Here is a 22,243-nt window from a genome sequence, read left to right as displayed (position 1 = left end):
CAAAAAAGTCGTCTTCCTAGAAAAATAAGGAAGACGACTTTTGATTAGAAAACAAAATGTAATAGGTAGTAAAACAGAGCAGCTAAAGAAGCTGAAATAGGAAGTGTAATAACCCATGTAATTAACATACGTTTTGCAGTTCCCCATTTTACCCCTTTCACACGGTGAGAAGCACCAACCCCTAAAATAGAAGAAGAGATAACGTGCGTCGTACTAACCGGTAAGTGAATGAATGTTGCACCGAAAATAACAAGTGATGATGATAAATCGGCAGCTACACCATTTACAGGACGAATTTTCATAATTTGTCCACCGACAGTTTTAATAATTTTCCATCCACCGACAGAAGTACCAAGCCCCATTGCGATAGCACAAGATAATTGTACCCAGAACGGGATATCGCTAGAAGTATGATAGTTATTAGCCATAAGAGCCATCGTAATGATTCCCATTGCTTTTTGTGCATCATTCGTACCGTGTGTGTAGGCTTGTAATGCTGCAGTGAAAATCTGGAATATACGGAAGTTCTTATTCGTTTTTGTTAAGTTAAAGTTTTTAAATACTACTTTAAAAATACTGTATACGATATAACCAATAACGAAAGCGATAATCGGTGAAATGATTAAAGCTTCAATAATTTTAATAAATCCTTTAAGATTTAGCGAGCTAATCCCAGCGGCCGCAATTGCTGCACCTGCGATTGAGCCGATAATTGCATGCGAAGAACTACTTGGAATACCGTAGTACCAAGTAATTAAGTTCCAAGTTATCGCCGCAAGCAAAGCAGCTAAAATTACAAGAGAACCATTTTGTAAGGCGAATGGATCAACGATATCTTTTGTAATCGTTTTTGCTACACCTGTAAATGTCATTGCGCCTAAAAAGTTCATAATAGCCGCCATAATAATGGCATGTCTAGGCTTTAGAGCTTTCGTTGAAACAGCCGTTGCAATAGCGTTTGCTGTATCGTGAAATCCATTGATAAAGTCAAAAGCTAAAGCGCAAATGACTACTAAAACGGTCAGTATCAAGAGTGTATCCATGATCAAACTCCTTACGCGTTCTTCATAATAATTGTTTCTAATACGTTTGCAACGCTTTGACAGCTATCAGCTACTTCTTCAAGCTCTTCGTAAATCTCTTTAAATTGAATAATCTTAATCGGATCTTTTTCACGAGAGAATAAGTTCTTAATCGCATGACGGCGAATATCATCACACTGTGATTCATAATCCTTAATCTTAATCGCATTTGTACGAATGTCTACTAATTTTTTGTTAGACATTAATTCAACAGAGTTTGCAATCTCAATCGCACATTGATTAATTGCTTCTACGAATTTAATCATGTATTCATCAGCTTCTGTAATAGAATACATTTCGAACAGACCAGCACTGTGATCTAATCCGTCTAATACATCATCCATACTCATTGCAAGTTGTAGGATGTCCTCACGCTCAATTGGAGTGATAAACGCTTTGTTTAACTCCATAATGATTTCGTGAATAAATGAGTCACCTTTTGACTCATACTCTTTCATGCGCATAGAAAACTCTTTTAAATCGCTAGCATTTTTAATTTTATACTCCACGAAAAACTGCGCGCCTTCTTTTAAATTTTCGGAAACATTCATTAACATTTCAGAAAATTTATCTTTTTTTGATTTAAAGACCATTATTGTTACCCCCACAAAAGTAATATATGTAAAATATATTGGCTAATCAATTCTAACAAAAAACTGTCGTTTTTTAAAACATTTTATCGAAAAGTTTACAAAAACTTAACATAACTCTCGTTGTTCTATTAATAATATTAATATCCAATAGTGAATATCTTACTTGTAGAATGTCCTTTTCTTACAAAAAGTATGAATGCAAAAGAAAAGCTTTACACTATAGGAATGACTACGTTATTATAATAAATTTAAAAGGCGGTATATTCTTCCTTTTAAAAAGAAGAGTGTAAATAAATGAAGGAAGTGAACGAATGAAATTGAAGAACACTCATTTTAAAAAAATGCTTGAGTGGTTCAATAAGAGGAAGAAACTTCGTAATTCATTAATTGTATTGGGAAGTGTATTCGTTACTCTATTTATTGCTGTAAATATAATAATTTCCATTCAAGACATATCTGAATTAAAACAAGCTGTTCCACAACCGACTTTAATTTATGATGCAAATAATGAGGTTGCAACAAAATTAGCTTCTTCAAAAACAGAAGGCGTTAAAAGAAAAGATATTCCTGATATTATGGTTCAGGCAATTGTTGCAGTAGAAGATAAGGAATTTTTTAACCATCATGGTATTTATTATAGTGGAATTATAAGTGCGGTTTTTAAAAATATTACAGCAGGAGAAGTTGTAGCTGGGGGAAGTACAATTACACAGCAGCTTGCGAAGAATGTATTTCTGACACAAGACCGCACATTTTCGCGTAAAATAAAGGAATATTTTTTAACAAAAAAAATAGAGCGTACGTATACGAAAGATGAAATTATTGAAATGTATATGAACCAAATTTATTTTGGTGAAGGTGCTTGGGGTATAAAAAGGGCGGCTAAATCTTATTTTGATAAAGATGTAAAAGATTTAACAATTTCAGAAGCTGCAACGATTGCGGGCTTAATTAAAGCGCCGTCTGCGTATTCACCTTATAAAAACTTTAACAAGTCAATTGAAAGACGTAATGTTGTATTAAGTTTAATGAAAGAGCAAGGGTATATTTCTGACGAACAGTATAGTAAAGAAAAAGAGAGCGGACTTGTGTTAAAACGAGGCGTTGATGATAAATACAAGGGAAAATACTCTCAATATGTAGACTATATTGTTAGAGAAGCGATGGACAAGTACGAATTAACACAAAATGAAATTTTAGCGGGTGGTTATCGTATTTATACAGAGCTTGACCCGAAAAAACAACAGGCTGTAGAAGACGTTGTGAATAATGATAGTTATTTCAAAGATAGTGGCTCAGACCAACTTATGCAAACGGGTGTAGTTCTTATGAATCCAAAAACAGGTGGTGTACCAGCTCTAGTTGGAGGCAGAGGGCCGTATCAGTTTTTACAGTTTAACCATGCAACGCAATTAAAAAGACAACCTGGCTCAACGCTAAAGCCTTTGGCTGTATATGTACCAGCGTTAGAACAAGGATATGAAGTGTACGATATATTAAAAGATGAACCATTTAACATTAAAGAATATAAACCACAAAATAGCGATCATACTTTTCACGGTGATGTGACAATGTATGAAGCTGTGGCAAAATCGTACAATGTTTCGGCTGTGTGGCTATTAGAACAAATTGGATTAGATAAAGGATTGAAATCTTTAGAGCGATTTGGTATTCCATTAGTACCAGAAGATCGTACGTATCCGATTGCTTTAGGCGGTATGCATGTGGGGACATCTCCATTTGTAATGGCTCAAGCATACAGTACATTTGCAAATGACGGTGTCCAAGTGGAAGCTCATGCAATTAGAGAGATACAAAATGCTGAAGGTGAAACGATTGGAAAGTGGTATAAGAAAGAGACACGAGTGACGAGCGAGAAAATTTCTCAAAAGATGACATATTTATTAAAAGGTGTTGTCGAAAAGGGAACGGGCGAAAAGGCGAAAGTTACTAATGTTGATACAGCAGGTAAGACAGGAACTACTCAAATTGTAAATGGCCCGAGCACCGGTGCAAAGGATTCATGGTTTGTTGGATACACACCAGATTTGGTAGGTGCGATTTGGGTAGGATATGATAAAACAGATAGCGATCATTATGTTCCAGGTGGTAGTCAAATTACGACGACAATGTTCCGGGATATTATGAAAAAAGCGAACGCAAATCCAGCTCAAAAAGCGTTCCAGTTATCACTCATATCTGAGGCTGATTATAAAAAACAATTGACTACAATAGAAGAGGAAAAACGAAGAAAAGAAGAAGAGAAGAGAAGAAAAGAAGAACAACAACAACGAAAACAAGAGCAACAAGAGTGGCTTGATAAAGTGAAAGAATGGATTCCTTCATTTTGGTAAAAGAAAGAGGCGAATAAAGAAATTCGCCTCTTTTTTTGTATGAAAACAATATGAAATTTTAATCGTTAGAGATTTTTGTCTATCTTAATTAGCTATTAATCCATATCCGTTGAGATTCATAATATTACTCGTTAAGTATAATATTCGTACTGCCAAAAGATTCGGAATCGTATGTGACGATTATTTTCCCTTTACTAATAGGTTCGTAAGGTAAGTCCTCTTCGTAATTACCGTTATTTTCATTGTGGATAGAAAGTGTAATTTCATCGATTTTTTTATTTGTATACTGATCTTTAATCGTTTCAGCAATCTGGAGTAACGCCTCGGAACTAGAAGCTTTTGTAATAAGCATTCCTTTTATAACTTTTTTTTCATTCTTTGTGGCATTGGAATAAGGGATGTTGCTTTGTTTCGTATATAGAAGTTTGTATGGAGTAGTTTTTCTCTCTGCTTTTGATATAGTGGAATATTTTAGAGTTAAAAAAAATCCTACACATAAAATAATGCATACCATAAGTGCAAACCAAATGCGTATTAGTGACATAACTCTCATTTTCATCCCTCTTTCATATCTTTGACTTCACTATTTATCATACAAAATGAGGATTAAGATAGAGTAAATTTGAGGTAAAGAAACGTAAAGAAGGAGCACTTATCCTCCCAAATAAGTGCTCCTTTCTATATAAAGAGAGATTTAATGCACGGTTAAACGATACATATTATTATAAATATACTTTTCAAGCGAAAATTAGTAAATTCGGAATACAGATAGTGTTGCAGTTGTATCGCCCGTGTTAGGAATAGAAATAGTGTTTGCTGTAGGTTGTACAGAAATTGTTGTACCAGCTTGTAAAGTAACGATTGTAGAGAACGATACAGCACTACCGATAACGTTAGTTGAGAAATTACGAGTAGGTGGTTGGCCGTTGAATGAAATACCGAATCCAAACGGTGAAGAGCCTGGGAAAGTTGTAGACGCTGAGAAACTAATATCATATACACCTGTTTCTAAAATCGTTAAAGTATCTGAAGTATCATTGAAAGAGATATTAGTTAATTCAAATACTTGATTGAATTGAAGGTTTGTTCCAGGTGATATAGTTTGTGGATTTGAGTTTCCGATTGCTGCGATCGTTACAGGAATTGGCGTACCTGCTGGTCCTGTTGCGCCAGTAGCACCTTGAGCCCCCGTAGCGCCTGTTGCACCTGCCGGTCCTTGAGCCCCCGTAGCGCCTTGCGCACCTGCCGGTCCTTGAGCCCCCGTAGCGCCAGTTGCACCTGCTGGTCCTTGAGCCCCCGTAGCGCCAGTTGCGCCCGCTGGTCCTTGAGGCCCAGTAGCACCTTGAGCGCCTGCCGGTCCTTGAATACCTTGAGGTCCTTGAGGCCCAGTAGCACCTTGAGCGCCCGCTGGTCCTTGAATACCTTGAGGCCCTTGAGGTCCAGTAGCACCTTGAACACCTGCTGGTCCTTGAGCACCTTGAGGTCCTTGAGGTCCAGTAGCACCTTGAGCACCCGCTGGTCCTTGAGGCCCAGTAGCACCTTGAGCACCCGTAGCACCCGTAGCACCCGTAGCGCCTGTTGCTCCTCCACCTCCAAGACAACCTGATCCGTATTGAACTAGGATAGTTTGGATCTCTGTTATGAGTCTAACTAGTTTGTCGATCGTACAACAATCTACTTTGAATAACTTAGCGATATACAATAAATAATTAAGCAAGCTTTGTAGCTCAACGTACAATGCTCCGCACGAGAAAGGTGTTGTTCTTAAAATAGTTAATAGATTAGCAATAATAGAATTTCCAATTTGTTTTTGTGCTGGAGATAAATCTAAGCAATTGAGGAATTTTTGTAAGTTATTTAGGGCAGCGATCAAGTTATTGATATTATTTTGAGAAGGGTTTTGAAAGACAGCTTGAATAGCTTGGCCAAGAGCTTGAAGAAGTCTAACGAATTCTGTAAGTTCGGACTTAGAGATGTTAATGTGACTGCAAGTTCTGACTTCACAACAATCATTACCATAAAATACTTTTCCTTTATTTTTATTGTTCATCTTTTCATTCCTTTCTTTCATAGAATCAATAGTCATTACTATTTATTAAAATGAAATTTCTACTAAATCCGTGCTGGACAAACTACCATTTCTAAAAAAATAAGAAATCGGCCCAGCTAGCAAAAAATAAGTAAAATATAGAGAAGGTTTTATATAATGTAAAGAAGAAAAGTTCAACATAAAAACTGCATGTCAATTGTTGAAGGATGTAACAATTGACATGCAGTTCGTGGATTGGATTGGATTTTATTTGTATTGATTTAATCTTTCAAGGGCTGTTTTAGGTAAGATTGGAATTGAAATAGTAAAAGTAGTACCATCTTCATTACTAGTCATTTTTAATGTACCGTTATGATTTTGAATAATTTTTTTCGTTACTGACAAGCCCAAACCTGTGCCGGAATCTTTTGTTGAGAAGAATGGATCAAAGATATAGTCTTGAATCGCTGGTGGAATACCAGTCCCATTATCAGTGAAAGTAATACGAACAAAATTATCTAGGCGGTAACTAGTGATTTGGATAGAAAGTTTTTTTTCTCCTTGAGCATCGACAGCGTTCTGGAATAAGTTTAAAAAAACTTGCACAAGTTCATGACGATCAATATGAACTAATATATCATCTAATTCGGTAGAAAAATTATAATCAATTGAAATGTTATGTAAAAAGACTTCGCTAGCTAGTAACTGTTGAATATACTGACGTAAAAATGTATTAATGGGAAAGGGTTCTCTTTTAAATTCACGTGTTTTTGAAAGAGATAAAAATTTTGTAATGATACTATTTGCTCGATCTAATTCAGGAATAAGTAAATTTTTAAATAGTTCTTTATTAGATGGAGAAACACTTTCTTGTAAAAATTGTAAGTATCCTCGTACTGTTGTAAGAGGATTTCGTACTTCGTGTGCAATTCCAGCTGCGATTCGCCCTGCTAACGAAAACTTCTCTGCATCACGTTCTGTATTTAAATAATGAAAGACACTAATAACTCTAAAAATCTCCCCGTTATAATCACGAATAATTCGGTTATTTATAATGCCATAGTTTTTGTCTAAAACTTCTTCATTATATATTTCTGTTCCCGTTTTTAATGTTTCAATCGCTTTAATTTTTTCTTCCGGCAAGTTTAGTAATTGTTGAATCGGTTTTCCGATAATATCATTTCGTATTACACCGAAATCATCTGCAGCAACTTGATTACATAAAGTAATATTCCCTTTATTATCGACAAAGGTTACATGATGTGAAAAGGCATCAAAAATATGTACAAAGTGTTTTTCGAGTTGTTCAAATAAGAATAATGAATCACAAGTAAGTTGAAAATGAGCCTCTTTATTCTCTTTTGGTATTTCTTGAATGGAATGGGTTGTTCTAGTTTTCTTTATTCGTAAACCAATATGTGGATTTTTGTATGTGAAATGATGTGGTAATTGATTCACAAGTTCTTCATAAAAACGTACTTTATTTTCTAGTTCTTCAATTCGTTTTTCATGAGATACAGTAGCATCGTTTGGAAGCATAAATAAATAACCCCTCATTTTAAAAATTCTTCCATATAGTATATCATATTTTTATAAGGATACTCTTAAAGAAAAGGCTACATGATGCAAAGTGTTTGGAAAGTGAATAGAAGATGAAGTTAAAAAGGGAGGGGTATATGTGCTGTTTATTGGAGTGACAGGATGGGGAGATCATGATTCTTTATACATAAATCCCTATGAAAATAGAAATAAATTACGAACATACAGCGAGTATTTTCCTATAGTAGAAGTGGATAGCTCATTTTATGCGATGCAACCTGCACGAAACTATACAAAATGGGCAATGGAAACACCGAAAGATTTTTCTTTTATCGTAAAAGCATATCAAGGAATGACAGGACATATGAAAGGTGAAATTCCTTTTTCTACGTTCGATGAGATGTTTGATGTATATAAACAATCTATTCTTCCTTTAATTGAAGCTGGTAAATTAAAAACGATTTTATTTCAATATCCACCATGGTTTGATTGTAAAAAGAAAAATGTAGATTTTCTTCGATATACGAAAGAAAAAATGGAAGGTTTACCATGTGCAATAGAATTTCGAAATCAAACATGGTTTTATCCAGAAATGAGAGATAGGACGTTACAGTTTCTAGAACAAGAGAAATGGATTCATACAATTTGTGATGAACCACAGGCTGGGATAGGTTCTGTGCCACTCGTATTAGAGGTTACGAATTCAGACATGGCATTAATACGTTTTCACGGTCGAAATGTTCATGGTTGGCTTGATAAAGGGGAAAACTGGAGAGCGGTTCGCTGTTTATATCGCTACAACAATAAAGAACTGGAAGAATGGGTTGAACGATTAGAGCAATTAAAAAAGAAAACAAAGGATATATACGTACTGTTTAACAACAATTCAGGTGGGGATGCAGCAGATAATGCGAAACAGCTTATGAAAATGATGAACATTACATATGGTGAGCCGAAGCCGGAGCAATTAAATTTTTTTGAATGATAATAAACAAGAAAGGCACTGTACAAACAGGGGGAATGTACAGTGCCTTTCTATATGAAAAAGAGGGGTAACAATGTTACTGAGCGTTTGGTTGATTCATCAATTGTTGGCTTCATAATAAATGATAATGGTTATCATTATCATTGTCAATGGTTTTTCTAAAAATATATAAAAAACTTTTTATATTTTAAATAGCAATAAAAAAAGAACAGCAATTAATGCTGTTCTTTTCCAGTGATGAATTGTTGTAAATCAAAAGGAGTTATCGCCTGGATAAATTCTTTTGAGATAAGTGTTTGAACGAGAGTGCTCTCAGAGATAGAAGCACCTGTTTTCTTTTCATAAGCTTGTTTTAATAAATCAAGTTTTTCAGCCGTTTCTTTTGGTAATTCAATTGTAAGTGTGTTCATAATTTCTCCCCCTTATTATTAGAGTACCACTACAGTATAGGAGAGACAAGAAAAGAGAATATGAAATATAAAAAAGGTTACCAAATTTTCAAATAGTAACCTTTTTTATGTATAAGAGTTATTAAGCAATACCGATATACTTTAAAGTTTTTGATGGAGTACTATGATCAAAGAAGTGTTGTAAAAATGCAATATCAACACCTGATTTGTATGCACAATAACCCCAAGTTTTTCGAAGTGTATGTGAGCTAATCCCTTCTAATCCAACTTCTTTTGCAGCTTTGTTTAAAATGTACCATGCATGTTGTCTCGTAATAGATTTTGTTCCTTTTTGAGATTTTAACAATGGTTCATTACGTTTCCAAGTTTTACGTTCTTTCATGTAGTCTTCGATTGCGTGCTGTAAGTCTTCATTTACAGCAAACCATTTATGTTTCTTCACTTTTTCATTGTAAAATAAAATGGAATGGCGAACATTTTCATTTTCATCGATTACATCACTAACTTTTAATTGTAAGATTTCACTTACTTTTAAGCCAGAATTTACAGCTAATACGAATAATAAGCCATCACGTTTCGAAGATTGTAAAAGTATATTTTTGATAGTTTCTAATTGTTTTTCATTTTGAATAGGTTGTCCTGCTTGTTTCATTTCACGCACTCTCCTCTTTTATATGTGTAAAGGAAAGGATTAACTTGTTTCTTACTATAAAGGGAGAGTGTGAATTTCATGTGAACTCCTAGTGAAATTAAGACAAATTATTTGACTTCTTTTACTTTTTGTAAATTGAAATAGAATATAACACTGTTAGTCGTATTATACACACCATACTCGGCATGATGGAGGTCTAAAATGTTTTTTACAATAGATAATCCGAGACCGGTACCTCCAGTGTGACGGCTACGTGATGCATCTAGACGATAGAAGCGATCCCAAATTTTTTCAAGACTTTCTTCAGGGATAGGGTTTCCTGTATTCTCGATTTCGACTTTTACGGTATCTTCTGCTTCTATAATGGAGACTTGTATTTTTTCTCCCTCTGGCGTATAACGGATTGCATTACTTAGTAAGTTCACAACTACTTGCTCAATGCGACTGCGATTTGCTTTAACAAGTATAGAAGGGTCTGCATCGATGTTCACTTGTAAATGTTTTTCTTCCATGCTAAATAATAATTTTGTGTAGACTTGTTGCGTTAATTCACCGATTGAGAACGTCGTCATATCTAGTTTGTAAGTACCAGATTCCAACTTTGCTAATTCTAACATTTCAACAATCAGCCTGTTCATATTTTCTGTTTCTTCTAAAATAACATCAGTATAATACGAAGTATCCTTACTAACACCATCTTTAATTCCTTCTGCAAAACTTCTAATTACACTTAGCGGTGTTTTTAATTCGTGTGATACGCCAGAAATGAATTCTTTTCTTGTTTTTTCTAATTGACGTTCACGTTCAATATCTTGTTGTAACTTTGTATTAGCAACATTTAATCGATCGATTCGATCTTTTAAATTTACAGATAATGTATTGATACTGCCAGAAAGCCCGCCAATTTCATCGTCAGCTGTAACAGGTAATTTCTCGCTGAAATCAAAATTAGCCATTTTTTTTGTAACACGATTTATTTTAATTAATGGCTTAACAATGATTTTTGAGTAGTAGAAGGATAACAAAATAATTACGAGAAACACGATGATTAAGGCATAGACATAATAATCTTTTAAAACGAGCATCGCTTCATTAACAGGCTGCAAAGATGCTATCGCAAAAGCGTATTCTGTAATCCTTCCATTTTCTATAATCGGTTTTACAAAGATACTATTTTTTATATTTTCTCCGCCATCTAATATGAAAGTACTTAATTGGTTCGAGTTAGAAGTTCCCTCTCTAATCATATCTGCAAAATATTGAACGGCTTGTAATGTTTCAATATCATTTGCAAGACGAACCTCCGCTTTGGATGGGAGCTGTAACTTAGTTATAACACCTGTAAAGACGATTCGAGTTGTAGATTTGTATCGGCTTGCAAGTCTGTTCTTAGAAGGGTTACCATTAATTGACTGAAAATCCGAATAGAAATGTTCGTTCTGCCATTGATTATAATTCGTTCCTAATTTTTGTGGTGTGATTATATTATTCTCTTGTACGACTCCATCAACATTGATTATTACATCTTTTTTTAAACCTAAATTTTCGAATTTATTATATTCTTCTGGTGTTAAAAGATTGTTGAGTGGAATGGAATACTGTTTATTATTGTTGGGATTAAATACATCGATATAGTAATTGTTATCACTTTTAATAATACCGTTAGAATCCAAAAACTGCATATCGGCATTTGTTTTATCATGAAATTCTTGTTTTAGTTTTCTAACCTGCTCATAACTTTTATCACTTTTATCATAATTATCTACGAATTTTTCAAAAGCAGTTTGGACTGTTTTTACTTTCTTATTAATATAAAATTTCTCTAAAAATAGAGATTGTCCTAGGAAAAAAAGTAGGAATATGATTGTAAATAAAGTGGATGTTAATAAAAATAGTTTAAAGACAATACTTCTGTTTTTCACTGCGTCACCTCTTATGAGAAATACTGTAAATGATTTCTTTATCCCGTTAAATCCGATTGGTTCAACTAATAATCAGTGGGGGATGGAAAAAACCTCCACTGATTAAAGTTTCACTTCATTATAACAAACGTTACAAGAAAGTAGAGGGGAGAAATCTGTCTCTTTATAAAGTAGTTATTTATAAAAAGTCACATAAAAAGAACTCGCCAGACGTATGACAAGTTCTTTAGTGTATTATTGTTGAATTGCTGCATCTAAAGCGATTTCAATCATTTCGTTAAATGTAGTTTGACGCTCTTCAGATGTTGTTTCTTCGCCAGTGAAGATGTGATCGCTAACTGTTAATACAGATAATGCATTTACACCGTATTTCGCTGCTAATGTGTAAAGAGCAGTTGTTTCCATTTCTACTGCTAATACACCGTAATCTCCAAGTTTTTTAACCATGTCCATGCTTTCACGATAAAACACATCTGCTGTTAAAACGTTACCGACACGAACGTGTAATCCTTTTTCAGTTCCAGCATCATAAGCTTTCTTTAAAAGGTCAAAGTTTGCAGCTGGTGCAAAATCAAATCCTGGGAATGTTAAACGGTTCATATTAGAATCAGTACAAGCCGTCATTGCGATAATAACATCACGAACTTTTACATCTTTTTGAATTGCACCGCAAGTTCCAACGCGAATTAAATTTTTAACTCCGTAGCTTTGGATTAATTCGTTTACATAAATAGAAATAGAAGGAACGCCCATACCTGTACCTTGAACAGATACACGTTTTCCTTTATAAGTTCCAGTGAAACCTAACATACCACGTACATTATTATAGCAAGTAACGTCCTCTAGAAATGTTTCAGCGATATATTTTGCACGTAATGGATCACCAGGTAATAGAATAGATTCAGCGATTTCGCCTTGTTTTGCTTCGATATGTACACTCATAAAAAAGTCCTCCTTATAATGTATTGATAGAAATCAATATCATTTGCATTATACACTACGAATCCTTTCAATTAAAATCTTTTTATTATTTGTAATATGTGCAAAATAGGAGGATTTCATAAATCATAATCTAGAATATATATCTTAAGAAGTTTTGTATGAATAGAGACAATAAAAATGGTAGGTGATGTTTTGAAAAATCTTGTCATTGGGCTTATTGCGTTAGTACTTATTGTGGCAGGAGGATTTTACATAAAAAAATATCAAGAAAACGAAGAGACTGTAGGAGATGTTCAGGAAGTAAAGTGGGATGTTTCAAATGGAAAGGGAAATGAGAAAGTAGATATTGTATTTCAGTTGTTAAACAACAAGAATAATGAAATTCGTGGTGTAAATGATCAAATGCGGGCAGTGATTGTAGATGGACAGTTAAAAAACATACAACAAATTAAACCCACATTTGCAGGGAACGGGTCATATAAGTTATCTTCCAAAATAGCGAAAGACGAAGAATATACAATATTTTTATACGAAGACAAAAATAAGTCCGTAGAGTCATTCGCTAGGAAGAATTTTGGTAGAACGAAAGAGGAGAACAATAAGAAAAAAGTGAAATTTCCAATCGACAGTGTACTTACAAAAAAAATAGGAGAGTATGAAGTTTCTCTTTTATTTGGCGCATTACATCCGAATGAACCAGTTACGTTAACATTTCAGTTTCAAGCGAAAAAGGGTGAAAAATTGAAATTGCATTCAGAGAGAGGAGAAGTAGAGTCACTCTATATAGTGGATGAAACGAAGGAGAATTTTTTATACGCTATGCCTGTAGATACGGATGAGCAATTACAATACCGAATTACATTTCCTGCCGAGGGCACGTATAAAATGTGGGGGAATTTCTATATAAATGGTAAGAAGTATGAAAAAGAATTTATTGTACAAGTTCAAAAAAGAAAAAACAGCTAAGAATTTAGCTGTTTTTTCTTTTTCCTATTAATTTTGTTACAGAGAGCATTGTAATTGGTAAAGAATGATTCTTCCTAAATGCTAAATATTTACCGCTCCATGCTGGTTTATATTTTTCTTTAAAATGTCGTAATCCGCTGAAACTATACGTATAACGAACGTTATTAAAGATTGCAGCAGCCACTCGTTCAGACCAGAAAGACTGTGTGGATAAACCAACATTTGAAAGTGGTGCCATACCGATATTAAAGGAGTGGTATTCATTTTCTTTTGCCCACTGGAATAAGTGGATGAAAATTGCGTCCATAATGCCGCTAGGCGCATCTGGATAATATCGCATTAAATCGACAGATAATGATCCGTTTTGATATACAGGCATGAATGTTGTGAATGCAATAATTTTTCCATCCGCATCAGATAATGTTGCGATAGGAGCGCGACTAATATATTCACGATCGAAGTATCCGAGTGAAAAACCTTTCTCTTTTTTTCCACCAAGCCATGCATCTGAAACTTTTCTTAACTCTTCATATAATTCGTCGGAGAAAGGTGGCTCATGAATAGAGAATGTATAGCCTTCTCTTTCAAAACGGTTGAAAGTAGCTCGCATGCCAGCGCGTTTCTTTCCTGTTATTGTAAAGGTATTTAAATCAACAACAGCTTCTTCACCCAGCTTAAAGAAGTTATAACCAAAATCGTGGTATAAACTCATCCATTTACTTTCAATTTGATAGAATACACAAATGTATCCAAATCGATCAGCCTCAGCTAAAAACTCTTGCAATACAGTACGATAGGAGGAAGGGTCCCCAATTGGATCACCCAGTACAATAAGTCGTTTTCCAGTTATTGAGAAGAGAATGAGTGCTTTTCCATCACTACTGAAAAAGAACTGTTTATCTCCTAAAAAACCTAAATGACTAAGTACATTTCCACCATGTTCATCTAAGAAGTTTTGTAATCGTTTATCATTAGCTGGTTGCCCGGGAAATTCATTTCGATAACGATTTGCAATGAGTGAACCAATTAGTAAAAAAGTAGGAACAAAAAAGGCAGCTGCTAATGCACTTCGTTTTACTTGTGTAATATTACGAACGACAAAATCAGGTTTGAAAGCTTCTTTTGCACCTGCAAATAAAATACCTAAGTTTTTATATAAATATAACGTTACAAGTAGGAATATAAAAACTTTTACGATATCGGAAAGTGAGACTTCCATTTTCTCACGTACAAACCTTTTACGAAGCATATACAATACAGCGAGTACGATTAATAAAATAAAAGTTTCTTCAACATCAATTCCTTTTAGTGTGTTAAAAATAGCCGCTCCAATTAAAGATACAATCGTCATATAATAAGAACGTTTTGTTCCGTAATATATCCCCCGCGAAAGAATGAGGAGGAGAATACCGAATGTTAGCGATAAGCTAAAAGAAAATTGAATAAGATGTTTTGGAGCTAGAATATGTAAGGCGTGTGCCCGATTTATACTTGTCGGTAGAATGGTTGATAAAATAACCATTAAGCCAGCAAATACTGTTAAAGCAGCAGATGCCCAAGAACCTAACTTTCCTAGAAAGTCACGCTGCAAAGTCCATATAACACCAGTTGTCTCTAATGCAGGCGCAATAAAAGGTTTATCTTCAAACTTTTTAATGGCTACTCCTGTCATTTCAAAAGCTGCAAAAATGAGACCAAGGCAGAAGGGCAAGATGTAATAGACGAGACGATATAATAACATAGCAGGGAGTAAAACACCTGTATCGATGCCGTATTGCCCAAGCCCAGTTAAGAAGACAAGATCAAATGATCCAAGGCCACCAGGAACAAGACTAACGACACCAGCTAAAGCAGCAATAACATATACGCCTAAAAACTTTTGGAATTCGATTTCAATGCCAAATAATAGTAATATGACGTACATAACAATACCAGCAGATACCCATTCGACTAATGAAACTAATGAGTATAAAACAGTTGGGTTTTTCTCCTCTTCTTCTTGTTCCTCTGTTTGCGTCGCTTTTCTATTTTTTAATTTAGAAAATCCGATATATATAGGGACGAAAAGAGCGAAGAAGATAAGAACAGGCCATAGCCATGGTTTTTCATGCAAAATAAATCTCGTGTCTAATATTCCGATAAGACCAAGAAATGAAAGAATGGCTAATCCATTAATAAAGGCAGTTGTCATCCAAGCGATACTTTTAATAAGTTTTCCATTTTCTTTTATATATGGACGATAAAGCATTGTGCGTACGCCGGCTCCAACAAGACCACCAAACCCGATAAATCCATTTAAAGTATTAGCAATCCACGAGATACGGAAAATCTTTTGGACAGGAATATCAGCTTTTAAGTAACGAAGCATAACATAGTCATAAAAGAACATTGTTGATACAGCGAATGCACCAAGTGTAATTGCTAAAAAGACTCCTCCGGTTGGAATGTTTTTAATTGTATCAATCGCCTCTAAAAAAGAAATGCCCGCTAATTCTTTTTTTGCTTGAAAGAATACAATTGTTAATACAACAAATGGGAAGATAATTTTCCCAATTTGTAAGAAACGTTTCCATGAAAACGACATAAATACAACTCTCCTTGTATAAGAAAACTGAGACAATAATATTATTATGACAAACTTCAAGAAAAATAAAAAGGTAAAATCCTGTATAGGCGAGCTATTTTTTATATAGGTATATTTAAAAGAATATTTTGTTTATCAGAAAATTAAGTTAGAATAAAATGACAGAAAGGGGAGGGGAGTATATGATTATAAAAGGTTACGTAGGATATGAGTTAGAAAAAGCGAAACCTAATACATCAGAGGATTTTTTTAACAGATCTGAAGTGACATATATATTAAATGGTAAAGAGAAAACTTTTTCGGTTTTATACGTTCGATATTTTGAAGAAGTTTTACAAGAAATTACTCCTTTTGAAGGAAATCCAGTGTATAAAGTAGAAGAACAAAACATATATTTGCGCGATATTGTAGCGATATGTTGTTTAATGAAAGATAAGGAGCTTCGTGCGCAAAAACGTTTGTATTTAAATAATATGGAAGAATTTCAACAATATTTTGATGAGGGAACGGTGTCGAAAGTACAAGAAATATTGGCTGAATTACATAAAAATAAAAGAGTAGAAATAGCGTGAAATGGCAAAGGAGAGAGAAAAAATGTCTAATTTGATAGTTGAAAATCAAACAGAACAAGTTTCTATATTTTTAGAAGATGCTATTAATTTGATAACCAATTATGTAAATTATCATACGTTACCTTCTTTATTAGAGGAAACACCAGCAGGGAATGAGCGATATTATAAAGGGTTATTAGCATCAATGAGACGACTTCTCGTTTTTTGCGAAGAAGGACAGGATGCATGTTTTGTTTTGTTGAATAGCCAGCCATTTCGAAAAACAGCAGCTGAAAAAATTTTATATAAGATTTACCATCAAGTAATTGCAGAGTTTTTTTCACCGAAGAGTGATCATTGGTATGAAAATAGTCGGTCTGCATATACAGGGAAAAATTCTATCGTTTTTCAACAAACACCACCTGCATCTTTAGAGCAAGTGATGAAGAGTTTAGAAGGTAAATTTCAATTGATGCGTGAAGAACTAGAATATTATGAGACGGATTATCAGACAAAGATGTTACACAAATATTGATTGAGGAAAAGAAGCTAAGGTGACTTAGCTTCTTTTCCTTTTGTACAGTTATATAAGGGATTTTCATTGAATATAGTTAAGTGGATAGCATTAGGGAGGTGCAACATGAATCAGCAAGGTGTATTTACAGATTACTTTCATGAAGTAGAAAATTGGTGTGAAAGTGTTCTTCACGTATTAGATAGTCGCGCAATGGAAGTGTATGATGTCCATATGCTTGCTTATAAAATTCAGACGTTATTAGAGCGTATGAAAGAGCATGAGTATGAAACAGATGCAGAGTTTATGTATGAAATAAGCGATGATGTAGAACATATTCAGCATCACTTGCAGGAAGTATTTATGCAAGAAGAAGAGGAATATGAATTATATGAAAGAGGGGATAGTGAACGAGCTGTCCCAATTGGAGGACATACACTCCCACCATTACCTTATCCATATAATGCGTTAGAACCGTATATTTCTAAAGAAATTATGATGTTACATCATGATAAACATCATCGGAGTTACGTGGAAGGATTAAATAAAGCAGAGAAGATGATGGAAGAAGCGAGAAAAACAAATAAATTTGATTTAATTAAGCATTGGGAAAGGGAAGCGGCTTTTCATGGGTCAGGTCATTACTTACACACGATATTTTGGAATAACATGAAAAAAGACGGTGGTGGAAGTCCAAGAGGAACTTTTTCACAACAAATTGAACAAGATTTTGGGAGCTTTTTACGTTTCCAAAAACATTTTACAGAAGCAGCCTCTAAAGTAGAAGGTTCAGGCTGGGCAATTCTCGTTTGGGTACCCCGGTCTGGAAGGTTAGAAATTTTGCAAAGTACACTTCATCAATTATTTACACAATGGGATACGATACCGCTCCTTGTACTAGATGTCTGGGAACATGCGTATTATTTACAATACCAAAATCGAAAAGATGAATATATTAAAAACTGGTGGAATGTTGTAAATTGGCCTGATGTAGAAAAAAGGTTTGAAACTGCGAAACAAATTGAATGGACACCATATTAGACGCAAATTCTCTGCGTCTTTTTTAATGGAAGTAGAAGGAAGATTTCGTTCATATTTTAAAAGGCCAAGCATACACTTGTACAAAAAGTGCCAAAAGGACGTGGGGGGAAATATGAGACGAATTTGTGTAATCATTACGCTTCTTATGATGTATGCAAGCGTTATGCCGATTCCTACATATGCAAAGATGAACAGCAATGTTAGTGCTCGAAATGCTGTATTAATGGAGCAACAGTCTGGTCGTGTATTATACGGAAAGGCAGAACATGAGCCTCAAAAAATTGCTAGTATAACAAAAATTATGACCGCCTTATTAGCTGCTGAATCAGGGAAGATGAAAGAAATGGTATCAGTTAGTAATGAAGCGGTGAGGGTGGAAGGATCGGCAATCTATTTAAAGCCTGGACAAAAAGTGAAGTTAGAAGATTTAGTATACGGACTCATGCTTAGATCTGGTAATGACGCAGCGCAAGTAATTGCTGAAAGTGTGGGTGGGAGTATAGATGGATTCGTATATTTAATGAATCAAAAAGCGAAAGAAATTGGAATGAAAGATACGCACTTCTCAAACCCTCATGGCTTAGATGGAGATGGATCACATTATTCGTCGGCTTACGATATGGCATTATTAACGAAATATGCAATGGGAAACGAGACATTTAAGAAAATCTTTGGAACCAAAACATATAAATCAGATTCTTGGGATTACCCGTGGAAAAATAAACATAAGCTGGTAACGTCTTATTATGAATTTGCAACAGGGGGAAAAACAGGCTTTACGAAGAAAGCTGGGCGAACGCTTGTTACAACGGCATCAAAAGGTGGACTAGATTTAATTGTCGTAACTTTGAGTGCCTCTAGTGATTGGGATGATCATATGAATTTGTTTGATAAAGGTTTTGACCGTTTCAAACAAACGAAAGTTTTAGGACAAGGAGCAATTGCTGAAATAAATGAAAAGAAGTATGCCAACCATGTTTATACGAAAAATAGTTTTTCGGTACCGTTAACTGAAGAAGAAAAAAAGAACGTAGTATTAAAAGTTGAACTTGATAAAAGTACAAAACTTACGGATGGAGTAAAGGTTGGGAAGACAGACATTTATGTTGGTAATGAAAAAGTTGGAGAACGGAATTTATTTTATAGTAAACGAAAGTTAGTAGCTACAACGGGACTTTACTGGAATAATGTGAAAGAAATTTTTTCTTACATGATAGGTGTTGGGAACGATGGTTAATCTCGTATGGGTAGCGATGGCTGTCATTGGGATTGTATACGCCATGATAAATGGAACGATGGAAGAAGTGAATAAAGCTGTATTTGACGGAGCAAAAGATGCGGTAACGATTTGTATAGGACTTATTAGTGTTTTAGTATTTTGGCTCGGTTTAATGAAAATTGCAGAGGAAGCCGGATTGTTAAAAAAATTAGTTACACTTTTTATGCCGATAGTAAAAAGGTTGTTTCCAGAAATACCAAAGGATCATCCGTCTATGGGATTTATTCTATCAAATATGATGGCAAACTTTTTTGGTCTAGGTAATGCAGCGACCCCTCTTGGTATTAAAGCGATGGAACAACTGAAAGAGTTAAATGGAGGAAAGGATTCGGCGAGCCGTTCTATGGTGACGTTTCTAGCATTAAATACATCAGCTATTACATTAATTCCTACGACAGTCATTTCCATTCGAATGACGTATGAATCAGCGAATCCTACTGAAATTGTTGGGGTAACATTTATTGCACAAGTACTTTCTATGATTGGGGCAATTTGGATTGACCGCTATTTTTACCGAAGAAGGAGTAGAAAGGGGCGGAAAAAATGAGCATTGTAAATACAATTTCCTTATGGGTAATCCCTTGTGTAATTGGTTTTATCCTTTTATATGGCACAATAAAGAAAGTGCCGACGTATGAATCGTTCGTTGAGGGAGGAAAAGAAGGGATTCAAATTGCAATTTCCATCTTACCGTTTATGGTTGGAATGCTTGTGTCTATTTCTATATTCCGGTCTTCAGGTGCGTTAGATGCAATGATATCGGTAATGAAGCCAATGTTAGATTTGATCCATGTTCCAGCAGAAATTGTACCCTTAGCACTTATACGCCCTATTTCAGGCTCTGCTGGTTTAAGTATTACGACCGATTTAATTGCAACATATGGGCCAGATTCGTTTATTGGGAGATTGGCTTCTACGATGCAAGGGAGCACAGATACGACTTTCTATATTTTAACTGTATATTTTGGAGCGGTTGGGATTAGAAAAATGGGGGATGCACTAAAAGTAGGACTTTTTGCAGATTTAATCGGGATTATATGCTCAATTGTGTTCGTTTCTTTATTGTTTCAGTAATACTATTCATTTTTTACGCTATTTCGCTTATAATACGTATACGACCACTATTAAGGTGTAGCTTAATAGTGGTTTTTTTATGTGGTATTTTTGACAAAATGATGAACTTTTATTGTGAGAAATATGAAAAATATGGACAATAATAAAGGGTAAAAACATGATTTGACCTTTATATGTTTATTATCATCGCTATGTTGTTTAAGTAAGATGAAGCGAATAGCCGTAAAGCGTATGCGGTTGCCAAGTCTTTCTAATGTAAGGTAAGATAAATTCGAGGTGAAAAAAAGAAATGGAACGATTACAAAAAGTGATTGCGCAAGCAGGTATTGCATCGAGAAGAAAGGCTGAGGAATTAATTCAGCAAGGAAAAGTGAAAGTTAATGGAAAAATAGTGAAAGAGTTAGGGACAAAAGTAACTCCTCAAGATAAAGTAGAAGTAAATAATATCCCTCTTGAAAAAGAAGAACCTGTTTATTTTTTACTATATAAACCAACTGGCGTAATTTCAAGTGTATCAGACGATAAAGGAAGAAGTGTTGTAACGGACTTTTTCCCGGAAATTACACAACGTTTATTCCCAATCGGACGCTTAGATTATGATACGTCTGGCGTATTATTAATGACAAACGATGGGGACTTCGCAAACGTATTAATGCATCCTAGATATAAAGTTGAAAAAACATATGTTGCAAAAATAAAAGGTCCATTAACAGGTGAGAAAATTCGCATGTTAGAACGCGGTGTTACGTTAGAAGATGGTAAAACAGCACCAGCACGTGTGAAAATTATTTCTTGGGACAAGCGTAAAGAGATGGCTATTGTACAATTAACAATTCATGAAGGACGTAATCGTCAAGTACGTCGTATGTTTGAAGCGTTAGACTGTAAAGTAGTGAAATTAAAACGTGAACGTTATGCTTTCTTAGAAGTAGGAAGCCTGCGACCTGGTGATGCGAGAGAATTGACACCACATGAGGTGAAACAATTACGCGCGCTTGCTTCTACAAAGCCAAGATAAGCTATAGAGTTAAAAATTCACCAGTGGAGTGCTCTGCTGGTGATTTATTCAATACAACATTTACAGAAGATAATACATAACATTTACCGAGGAGAGGAGAGGTAATATGAAGAAAAATCGCTTATTATTTCGCGTTATTATTCTACTCATTTTATGTGGTGCTGTAGGATTTACCCTTTATCAAGGATTCTTTGCTAATAAAGAGAAAATGCAAATCGGAAAAGAAGCACCTAACTTTATTGTGACGGATTTAGAAGGAAAGAAAATTGAACTAAAAGATTTAAAGGGAAAAGGTGTATTTTTAAACTTTTGGGGCACGTGGTGTAAACCTTGTGAAAAAGAAATGCCTTATATGAATGAATTATATCCAAAGTATAAAGAAAAAGGCGTTGAAATCATAGCGTTAGATGCAGATGAAACGGATATTGCAGTAAAGAACTTTGTGAACCAATATGGTTTGAAATTCCCAGTTGCCATTGATAAAGGACAAAAGATTATAGGAACATATGGAGTAGGTCCTTTACCGACAAGCTTTTTGATTGATAAAGATGGAAAAGTAGTGGAGCAAATTATAGGGGAACAAACGAAAGAACAGTTAGAAGGGTATTTAAAGAAAATTACTCCGTAATAAAGAAAGCCTTTACATAAGGGGTGCGTGTTTATAGTGCCTCTGGTTTAAAAATTCTGAGTATTGCGGTAACTTGAGGT

21 protein-coding genes are annotated in these 22,243 nt (G+C 34.7%); 11 read left to right on the top strand and 10 right to left on the bottom strand.

Annotation, left to right across the window (positions count from 1 at the left end; genetic code table 11):
* Window positions 1-44: 44 nt before the first annotated feature.
* Window positions 45-1,043: an inorganic phosphate transporter gene (locus MKY38_RS14705; protein ID WP_065223960.1), complete on the bottom strand. Its 999-nt coding sequence runs from the start codon at window positions 1,041-1,043 to the stop codon at window positions 45-47.
* 11 nt (window positions 1,044-1,054) lie between these two features.
* On the bottom strand, window positions 1,055-1,675 hold the full coding sequence (locus MKY38_RS14700) for a DUF47 domain-containing protein (protein WP_000231449.1): 621 nt from the start codon (window positions 1,673-1,675) through the stop codon (window positions 1,055-1,057).
* Between the two features lie 311 nt (window positions 1,676-1,986).
* On the opposite strand from MKY38_RS14700, the gene MKY38_RS14695 reads away from it, so the two are divergent.
* Window positions 1,987-4,029 carry a transglycosylase domain-containing protein gene (locus MKY38_RS14695; protein ID WP_065223961.1) on the top strand — a complete coding sequence of 681 codons (2,043 nt, stop codon included), beginning with the start codon at window positions 1,987-1,989 and terminating at the stop codon, window positions 4,027-4,029.
* A gap of 124 nt (window positions 4,030-4,153) precedes the next feature.
* Here the strand turns inward: MKY38_RS14695 and MKY38_RS14690 are convergent, their stop codons facing one another.
* The 3 genes from MKY38_RS14690 to MKY38_RS14680 all read right to left on the bottom strand — a co-directional run bounded on the left by MKY38_RS14690 (window position 4,154) and on the right by MKY38_RS14680 (window position 7,597).
* The gene (locus tag MKY38_RS14690) at window positions 4,154-4,582 is read right to left on the bottom strand and encodes a hypothetical protein (protein ID WP_001265567.1); all 429 of its coding nucleotides are present in this window, start codon (window positions 4,580-4,582) and stop codon (window positions 4,154-4,156) included.
* 195 nt (window positions 4,583-4,777) lie between these two features.
* Window positions 4,778-6,079 (bottom strand): Gly-Xaa-Xaa repeat protein, encoded by a 1,302-nt coding sequence (locus tag MKY38_RS14685; RefSeq protein ID WP_070179982.1) that lies wholly within the window; start codon window positions 6,077-6,079, stop codon window positions 4,778-4,780.
* 246 nt (window positions 6,080-6,325) lie between these two features.
* A complete protein-coding gene (locus MKY38_RS14680; protein ID WP_070179983.1) occupies window positions 6,326-7,597 on the bottom strand; it encodes an ATP-binding protein in 1,272 nt (423 codons plus the stop codon).
* Between the two features lie 139 nt (window positions 7,598-7,736).
* Between MKY38_RS14680 and MKY38_RS14675 the strand changes: the two genes are divergently transcribed.
* Window positions 7,737-8,582 (top strand): DUF72 domain-containing protein, encoded by an 846-nt coding sequence (locus MKY38_RS14675; protein WP_000897361.1) that lies wholly within the window; start codon window positions 7,737-7,739, stop codon window positions 8,580-8,582.
* 215 nt (window positions 8,583-8,797) lie between these two features.
* On the opposite strand, the gene MKY38_RS14670 is transcribed toward MKY38_RS14675, so the two are convergent.
* The 4 genes from MKY38_RS14670 to deoD form a co-directional block, all read right to left on the bottom strand.
* Window positions 8,798-8,992 (bottom strand): DUF3924 domain-containing protein, encoded by a 195-nt coding sequence (locus MKY38_RS14670; protein WP_001094858.1) that lies wholly within the window; start codon window positions 8,990-8,992, stop codon window positions 8,798-8,800.
* Window positions 8,993-9,113: 121 nt separating this feature from the next.
* Window positions 9,114-9,644: a tyrosine-type recombinase/integrase gene (locus MKY38_RS14665; RefSeq protein ID WP_000806236.1), complete on the bottom strand. Its 531-nt coding sequence runs from the start codon at window positions 9,642-9,644 to the stop codon at window positions 9,114-9,116.
* 107 nt (window positions 9,645-9,751) lie between these two features.
* Window positions 9,752-11,566 carry a sensor histidine kinase gene (locus tag MKY38_RS14660; RefSeq protein WP_065223965.1) on the bottom strand — a complete coding sequence of 605 codons (1,815 nt, stop codon included), beginning with the start codon at window positions 11,564-11,566 and terminating at the stop codon, window positions 9,752-9,754.
* A 234-nt stretch (window positions 11,567-11,800) separates the two neighbouring features.
* Complete coding sequence (gene deoD / locus MKY38_RS14655) at window positions 11,801-12,508, bottom strand: purine-nucleoside phosphorylase (RefSeq protein ID WP_000110707.1); 708 nt, start codon at window positions 12,506-12,508, stop codon at window positions 11,801-11,803.
* Between the two features lie 177 nt (window positions 12,509-12,685).
* Between deoD and MKY38_RS14650 the strand changes: the two genes are divergently transcribed.
* The gene (locus MKY38_RS14650; protein WP_000232610.1) at window positions 12,686-13,474 is read left to right on the top strand and encodes a hypothetical protein; all 789 of its coding nucleotides are present in this window, start codon (window positions 12,686-12,688) and stop codon (window positions 13,472-13,474) included.
* 4 nt (window positions 13,475-13,478) lie between these two features.
* Here the strand turns inward: MKY38_RS14650 and mprF are convergent, their stop codons facing one another.
* Entirely contained in the window at window positions 13,479-16,058 is a 2,580-nt protein-coding gene (gene mprF, locus MKY38_RS14645) for a bifunctional lysylphosphatidylglycerol flippase/synthetase MprF (RefSeq protein ID WP_000010848.1), read from the bottom strand.
* Window positions 16,059-16,240: 182 nt separating this feature from the next.
* Here mprF and MKY38_RS14640 point away from each other — a divergent pair, with 182 nt between their 5' ends.
* The 8 genes from MKY38_RS14640 to resA all read left to right on the top strand — a co-directional run bounded on the left by MKY38_RS14640 (window position 16,241) and on the right by resA (window position 22,163).
* Window positions 16,241-16,630 carry a hypothetical protein gene (locus MKY38_RS14640; RefSeq protein ID WP_000584362.1) on the top strand — a complete coding sequence of 130 codons (390 nt, stop codon included), beginning with the start codon at window positions 16,241-16,243 and terminating at the stop codon, window positions 16,628-16,630.
* Window positions 16,631-16,652: 22 nt separating this feature from the next.
* The gene (locus MKY38_RS14635) at window positions 16,653-17,144 is read left to right on the top strand and encodes a YpuI family protein (RefSeq protein ID WP_070179984.1); all 492 of its coding nucleotides are present in this window, start codon (window positions 16,653-16,655) and stop codon (window positions 17,142-17,144) included.
* A gap of 105 nt (window positions 17,145-17,249) precedes the next feature.
* The gene (locus tag MKY38_RS14630) at window positions 17,250-18,164 is read left to right on the top strand and encodes a superoxide dismutase (RefSeq protein ID WP_001075741.1); all 915 of its coding nucleotides are present in this window, start codon (window positions 17,250-17,252) and stop codon (window positions 18,162-18,164) included.
* Between the two features lie 112 nt (window positions 18,165-18,276).
* On the top strand, window positions 18,277-19,401 hold the full coding sequence (gene dacB, locus MKY38_RS14625) for a D-alanyl-D-alanine carboxypeptidase DacB (protein WP_001252638.1): 1,125 nt from the start codon (window positions 18,277-18,279) through the stop codon (window positions 19,399-19,401).
* Complete coding sequence (spmA, locus tag MKY38_RS14620; RefSeq protein ID WP_000247811.1) at window positions 19,394-19,990, top strand: spore maturation protein SpmA; 597 nt, start codon at window positions 19,394-19,396, stop codon at window positions 19,988-19,990. The genes dacB and spmA overlap by 8 nt, the downstream gene beginning before the upstream one ends.
* A complete protein-coding gene (gene spmB / locus MKY38_RS14615) occupies window positions 19,987-20,517 on the top strand; it encodes a spore maturation protein SpmB (protein WP_000029514.1) in 531 nt (176 codons plus the stop codon). Before spmA ends, spmB begins: the two co-directional genes overlap by 4 nt.
* Before the next feature lie 289 nt (window positions 20,518-20,806).
* Window positions 20,807-21,535 (top strand): 23S rRNA pseudouridine(2605) synthase RluB, encoded by a 729-nt coding sequence (rluB, locus tag MKY38_RS14610; protein ID WP_000440556.1) that lies wholly within the window; start codon window positions 20,807-20,809, stop codon window positions 21,533-21,535.
* Between the two features lie 106 nt (window positions 21,536-21,641).
* Window positions 21,642-22,163 carry a thiol-disulfide oxidoreductase ResA gene (gene resA / locus MKY38_RS14605; RefSeq protein ID WP_000742192.1) on the top strand — a complete coding sequence of 174 codons (522 nt, stop codon included), beginning with the start codon at window positions 21,642-21,644 and terminating at the stop codon, window positions 22,161-22,163.
* Window positions 22,164-22,243: the final 80 nt, after the last annotated feature.

It is taken from the genome of Bacillus sp. FSL R5-0585, from assembly GCF_038004545.1.
Classification (GTDB): domain Bacteria; phylum Bacillota; class Bacilli; order Bacillales; family Bacillaceae_G; genus Bacillus_A; species Bacillus_A cereus.
Note: the sequence above shows the minus strand (reverse complement) of the source record. Positions and strands in the feature narration are given on the sequence as shown.